The organism is Muriicola sp., assembly GCF_049669965.1.
Classification (GTDB): Bacteria; Bacteroidota; Bacteroidia; order Flavobacteriales; family Flavobacteriaceae; genus Muriicola.
The window spans coordinates 1-6,486 of record NZ_JBATLB010000015.1 but is presented as its reverse complement, the minus strand read 5'-3'; the positions used below and the strand labels follow the sequence as shown (position 1 = coordinate 6,486).

Sequence of the window (6,486 nt, the reverse complement as noted above, 5' to 3'; positions counted from 1 at the left end):
TATGAAAATTCTGTGGGATTTTCAGAATTTACCTCCGGCTTGGTCCCAGAAATAGAACTAGAAGAAGATCTGCTTAATCTGGGTACCCTTGGAGATTTAAATGAACCGCTGCTGGCCCGGGCCATAGAAGAAATAACAGGTGCTTCAGGAAAACGCGATTTTACGGTTAAGATACCTGCGAGAGCCTTTGCCGATTCTGACCTCTTTGATCCCCTGAGAAATGTGATGATCGGAGATGTACCTTCCATTAAAAAATAAACTACTCTGTATTTAGGACAAGTTGGCTCACTATAAATTCAAGGTGAATCCCATTTGAATATTTCTCCCTCTGGTATTAAATCCGATTACTTCCGTAAAGGATTTGTTGAGCAGGTTGTCACCATTCAGAAAAACGGAAAATTTATCCGGAATAACATCATAAGAGGTATAAAAACCAAGTAATCCAAAGGCATCTAAGGCCACTTCCTCAAAGGTCCCAAAATCTGTATCTCGCCTTGCTCCGGTGTACCCATAACTCAATGCTGCACGCCAGGAATTACTCAGCTGATAGCCTATGGAGCTGTTTACCTTGTGTTTGGGGATACGAATAGCACTATCTCCCGTTCTTTCCGTGAACGTATAATTTGCCTCCACGGTTACCGAGTTTGCAGCCTGCCATTTTATTTCCACTTCCATCCCTTTTGCGCTGATGGTATTCGCCGCATTGTCATATTGAAAACTGGCATTGTCAAAAAATACAAAGTCTCTTTCCTTTCTGTTAAAATAAAGCACGCTGGTCCTCAATTTCCCGGTAATCGCATATTCCGTACCAGCTTCCATGGTTCTATTAGATTCGGGTTTAAGTTCCGGGTTGGCACCAAATTGTCCAAAAAGCTGGGTTAAAGAAGGTGTAACATAGGCCGTGGCAAAACTTCCAAGAAATTTGAGATACCCTTTTTCATTGAGTAAGGCATAACTTGGATTTATAGAATACACAAATTTACTACCGTATTCGGAGTGATTGTTGAGTCGGCCACCTACATTCACCTGAAACCCATCTCCTTCTAGAAATACAAGAGAGGCATAGGGATCTACAAATACAAACTGCCTGTAGTCTTCAAATTCTGTTCTTTCAAGATTGTAATTAACCCCGGTAATCAGAAGAAATTTTCCCATGGTACTTTTATTGAATAGATCTCCTATCACATTTTGTCCTCGGAATGACCCTGGAAAATTGCTAAAATTCTCTGAATCATACGAGGCATAGGCAATATTTAAGGTGGTAGATCCCCTGCCATAAGAAAATACGGAGGTTAAACCTAACCTTTCTTGTTTGCTATTAAATGTGTACGGTGCATCTGCCAAACCAAAGGATTCATCATAGGCGGATCTGAGTAAGGTCTGACTACCGTAAAAATTTGTCTTGATCGCTGGGCTGAATTGATAGCCGATTTTAATATCCGTATGTACCGTAGAAAATGGATCCTCTTCATTTGTTTCTGTTTGAATGGAGGACATTCCATCTACAAACCGGTGACTGAATCCAAGGGAATACTCCCATTTGTCGATTGTTCCGTCTATCCTGGCACTATTGGCAAATGAATTAGGTCTATACCGCTGCTCATCTGTTGTTTGGTTACTACCCGAGGAAGACTGGAAGGTACCCGCTAATTTGCGATCTGAGGCGTTTTTCGTAGTAATGTTAATAACCGCCGTAGCTGCATTTGCCCCATATAGCACACTAGAGGCCCCTTTAATGATCTCAACAGATTCTATACTTGAGGTTGGCAACAGGCGCAGATCATACTCCTGAGAGAAGGATGACGGATCCGAAACCCGTATCCCGTCGATCACAACAATGACTTGTTTCCCGCGTCCGCCCCTGATAAAAGTTCCCAGAATTTCTCCAGGCCGGCCGCGACTTCCTGATATCTCTATCCCGCTTTTAGTATTGATGATCTCCGGCAGCGATCTTCCTCCACTTTCCGCAAGCTCTTCAGGACCTATTCTGATAACCGTTTTACCGGAATTTTCTCTTCGAATGGGAAATCTGGTATCGCTCACCACCACTTCGTCCAGTTCCTGGATCTTCGTGGAGTCTTTAAAATCTTGTTGCGCGTATAGCGAGCTACTAATACACAGAAGAACAAAGGTCTTGCATAATTTTCTTACCATGAAATTACAATCCTAAAATCGGAGTTGCGTATGAGGTATGCATACGTTAACTTTTATCCCGAAAGTTATACATCGTTTTTTGAACCTGGCAGGTCTCCTGACTTGCGTTTTGACTTCCACCTTCCCATCTTTTAAGCAAAAAGACAGTGGTATTGAAGAGAAGTCAAACATAGTTCCTCCTATGGAAGAACTACTGAGCTTACAGTTGCGGGAACAGCTCCGGATTTACACCGGATTCCCTTTTAATGCTGACTAATTACATAGTCAGCAACCAAACTTCGGAAGCGAAGATAAACAAATTCGCCATTTTTTTAGTCTCCTTATATTTAAGCTTACTTTTGCAATTGCTGACAATACATCCATGAGAATCCTATTGTATTTTATTCTGTTGACAGGCCTTTATGGGTGCAAGAATTCGGAAAATAGCGAGCATAAACAGTCCGTCGGATTTCTCGCCAATTCAGAACAACGCATATCCTATGCCAAAGGCTTTGAATTACATAAAACTGCAGATGGCATTACCGTCATCACAGTAATTTCGCCCTGGCCGGGAGCAGATAAAAAGTTTACCTACGCTCTGGTACCAAAAGAAATGATGGCAAACCTAGAGATTGACAGTTCCCAATTCGATGCAGTTATTCCGGTACCTGTAGAAAATCTGGTAGTTACTTCAACAACACACATTCCTGCACTCGAAGCCCTTGAGGTTGCCGATAGATTGTCCGGGTTTCCAGGCACGGATTACATTTCTTCAGAATACACCAGAGAAAGGGTCTCCAGGGGCAAAGTGATAGATCTTGGGAACAATGAGATGATGAATACGGAAATGACGCTCCGTCTAGATCCTGAATTGGTGGTGGGCTTCAGTATTTCCTCTGAGAATAAAACCTACGAAACCCTGAAAAGATCGGGTATCCCTGTAGTTTACAACGGCGACTGGACAGAACAGACACCTTTAGGAAAGGCAGAATGGATCAAATTCTTTGCGCCATTCTTCCAGATGGAGGCGAAGGCAGAGATACTATTCGATTCAATTGCCAGGGAGTATGAACAGGCTGCAATCCTGGCACAAAATTCGACTTCAAGACCTTCCGTAATGAGTGGGGCGCTGTATAAGGATGTTTGGTATGCCCCGGGCGGAAACAGCTGGGCCGCCCAATTCATCCAAGATGCCAATGCTCAGTATTTATGGGCCAACTCTGTGGAAACCGGCAGCCTGTCTCTCAGCCTTGAAAGCGTTTTGGAAAAGGCAAACCAGGCAGATTTTTGGGTGTCACCCTCCCAATTCACTTCCTACAACGAATTGGAGCGGGCCAACGCACACTACCTTCAATTCAAACCATTTCAACGTAAAAAGGTCTATACCTACGCCAGTACCAAAGGTGATACAGGAGGCCTACTATTTTTCGAACTAGGCCCTAACAGACCAGATTTGATACTAAAGGACCTAATCCATATCTTTCATCCGGAAGTTTTACCGGAACACACATTATTTTTCTTTAAGCCATTGCAATAATTGAAAGGCACATACCCATATCGATTTTTATTATTATTAGGCCTCCTTGTTATAAGCTTTGGGATCAATATTAGCTTTGGATCCGTTCAGATTCCTTTTTTATCTACCCTCAAGGAATTATTTACCAATACCAGTACTAATGAGTCCTGGTCTTACATCATTTGGGAATACAGGCTGCCAAAAGCCTTCACGGCTATTCTGGTGGGTAGCGGCCTTTCCCTGAGCGGCTTATTGATGCAGACCTTATTCCGAAATCCGCTCGCCGGACCTTTTGTGCTGGGCATAAGTTCTGGTGCAAGTTTAGGTGCCGCCTTTCTTATTATGGGAAGTGGGATCTTTTCTGCCAGCATCATGCTGGTAAATGATATTTCATTGGCCATAGCCTCCAGTGCAGGCAGTATCCTGGTATTGTTAGCCGTCATCGCGATGGCACAAAAGGTAAAAGACACCATGGCCCTACTAATCATTGGCTTAATGTTCGGAAGCATAACGGCAGCAGTAGTTACGGTACTTTCTTATTTTGCAAATGCAGATGAACTCCAACAATACATCTACTGGTCCTTTGGTACCGTGGGAAATCTAAGTAGCTCTCAGGTACTCTTGTTGGCCTTTATATGCATGCTTGGTCTATTGCTGAGCATTCTGTCTATTAAGTCCTTAAACGCCTTGCTTTTAGGCGAGAACTATGCGAAGAGTCTTGGAGTAAGGATACAAAAAGCGAGATTTTTGATCATTCTTGCTACCGGATTGCTCGCCGGTTCGGTCACCGCCTTTGCCGGACCTATTGCTTTTATTGGGTTGGCAGTACCTCATTTAACCAGGCAATTGTTTAACACCACAGATCATAAGATTCTGGTGCCGGGCGTGCTAATTTATGGGGCAATACTCTTGCTGATTTGTGATACGATCGCTCAGCTGCCTTCTTCCTCCTATGTCCTGCCTATCAACGCCATAACTTCTATTATAGGGGCTCCCGTGGTTATCTGGCTTCTGGTAAGAAAACGAAAAATGATCTTTTAATACGCAGGAAGTTGATTAGTAAGCCTACGATTATTATTTGATTATAAGTACCTTAGCAAACAGCTATTAAAAATAAATTCACCCTCCATATATAGATGACATCTACCTTAGAAGTTATTGATTTAAGTATAGGCTACCCTGGTAAGCACAAAGAAAACCAAGTGATTGTCCGTGATCTTAACTTCTCCTTGAAAAAAGGAGAATTCACCTCAATTATTGGCGTCAATGGCATAGGAAAATCTACCTTACTCAGGACCTTAGGAGGAGTTCAGCCAAGCTTGGAAGGAGCCATTCTAATCAATGGTGAACCTTTGGAATCTTTAACCGGATTGGCCCTAGCCACCGAAATGAGTGTGGTGCTCACCGATCCCCTGGCAAGTAAAAATCTAACAGTGAAAGAACTCATTGGTCTGGGCAGGCAACCCTACACCAACTGGCTGGGGCTCTTAACCAATGAGGATGTTTTAATCATTGAGGAGGCCATTCGAAAGATTGGTTTAGAGTCTGTCCAGGACAGAAAATGTTTTGAATTGAGTGATGGGCAACTACAGAAAGTACTTATAGCAAGGGCGCTGGCGCAAGATACCCCAATAATTTTACTGGATGAGCCCACCACCCACCTCGATCTTTATCACAAAGTGCTCGTTTTAAAGACTATGAAACAAATTGCTCATGAATTACAAAAGACGGTGATTTACACCACGCACGAAATTGATCTCGCGATTCAACTATGTGATAAGATGCTGATCCTTGACCATCCTGAATCTCATTTCGGCACCCCTTGTGAACTAATAGAAGATAGTAGTTTCCAGGGATTATTCCCTTCAGACCTTATAGGCTTTGATACAAAAACTGGTTCTTTTAAAGTAAAAAACTGAGCAAGACCCTTCCTGCTATGTAAGCCTAAACTCCTATCTTTACTATAAATAAAACAAAAGATGAACACGGCTGTTATCACGGCAATTATTTCAATTCTCGCTGCCTTACTGGGGTTTTTTCTGGGAAATTACATTGAACGATTGAAAAGAAGGTCGTCCCAAAGTACTCTGGAAGAACGAGAAAAACAGTTGCGGGTCAATCTCGTGGGCCTGGAAGAGCGCCTGGATGCTGAAAAAGAAATCACCCAACAATTACGACAAGACAATGCTAACCTTAGTCAGCAGCTCACCCGCCTGGGGGCAGACATGGAGAATTTAGAGCTAAAAAACAGGGAACAAAAAGAGGAGGTTTCCAAGTTACAGGAGCAATTCACTAAAGAATTTGAAAACCTGGCCAACAAGATCCTGGAGGAGAAAAGCCTTAAATTCACAGAGCAGAATCAGAAGAATATCAAGAATATTCTGAGTCCGCTTCAAGACAAAATTCAGCTCTTTGAGAAAAAAGTAGAAGATAGTCAGAAGGAAAACATCAGCATTCATTCTGCCCTCAAAGAACAACTCCTGAACCTTCAAAATCAAAACATTAAGATTAGTAAAGAGGCCGAGAATCTTACCAAGGCCCTAAAAGGAGACAGTAAAATGCAGGGTAACTGGGGCGAACTTGTCCTGGAGCGGGTTCTTGAGAAATCGGGTTTGGAAAAAGACAGGGAGTATACGGTACAACAAAGCTTTACAAAAGAAAATGGCAGCAGAGTATTACCAGATGTGGTGATAAACCTGCCCGATGGAAAGAAAATGATCATAGATTCAAAGGTATCTTTGACGGACTATGAGCGCTTTGTGAACGGAGATGAAGAGTTGCAGGAAAAATACCTCAAAGACCATATAAATTCCCTCAAGAAGCATGTAGATCAGTTA

The 6,486-nt window shown here is 42.6% G+C and carries 5 protein-coding genes, 1 pseudogene and 1 riboswitch; of the genes and pseudogenes, 5 read left to right on the top strand and 1 reads right to left on the bottom strand.

The features are described from left to right. Nucleotides 1–258: pseudogene (locus tag WBM49_RS00545) on the top strand (S41 family peptidase); the annotation flags it as partial. Nucleotides 259–288: 30 nt separating this feature from the next. Here WBM49_RS00545 and WBM49_RS00540 read toward each other — a convergent pair. Continuing rightward, a complete protein-coding gene (locus WBM49_RS00540) occupies nucleotides 289–2,154 on the bottom strand; it encodes a TonB-dependent receptor plug domain-containing protein (RefSeq protein WP_424370106.1) in 1,866 nt (621 codons plus the stop codon). A gap of 70 nt (nucleotides 2,155–2,224) precedes the next feature. Continuing rightward, nucleotides 2,225–2,445: riboswitch (cobalamin riboswitch) on the bottom strand. Between the two features lie 70 nt (nucleotides 2,446–2,515). Between WBM49_RS00540 and WBM49_RS00535 the strand changes: the two genes are divergently transcribed. The 4 genes from WBM49_RS00535 to rmuC form a co-directional block, all read left to right on the top strand. Further along, complete coding sequence (locus WBM49_RS00535; RefSeq protein ID WP_424370104.1) at nucleotides 2,516–3,670, top strand: ABC transporter substrate-binding protein; 1,155 nt, start codon at nucleotides 2,516–2,518, stop codon at nucleotides 3,668–3,670. Then, nucleotides 3,671–4,690 (top strand): FecCD family ABC transporter permease, encoded by a 1,020-nt coding sequence (locus WBM49_RS00530; protein ID WP_424370103.1) that lies wholly within the window; start codon nucleotides 3,671–3,673, stop codon nucleotides 4,688–4,690. Nucleotides 4,691–4,785: 95 nt separating this feature from the next. Then, a complete protein-coding gene (locus WBM49_RS00525; RefSeq protein WP_424370102.1) occupies nucleotides 4,786–5,568 on the top strand; it encodes an ABC transporter ATP-binding protein in 783 nt (260 codons plus the stop codon). 60 nt (nucleotides 5,569–5,628) lie between these two features. Next, a partial coding sequence (gene rmuC, locus WBM49_RS00520; protein ID WP_424370101.1) for a DNA recombination protein RmuC occupies nucleotides 5,629–6,486 on the top strand: 858 nt, incomplete at its 3' end.

What these genes read in the sequence shown, in the direction of transcription:
- WBM49_RS00535 (WP_424370104.1), top strand. Translation starts at nt 2,516, where the DNA reads ATGAGAATCCTATTGTATTTTATTCTGTTGACAGGCCTTTATGGGTGC.
- WBM49_RS00540 (WP_424370106.1), bottom strand. Translation starts at nt 2,154, where the DNA reads ATGGTAAGAAAATTATGCAAGACCTTTGTTCTTCTGTGTATTAGTAGC.
- WBM49_RS00525 (WP_424370102.1), top strand. Translation starts at nt 4,786, where the DNA reads ATGACATCTACCTTAGAAGTTATTGATTTAAGTATAGGCTACCCTGGT.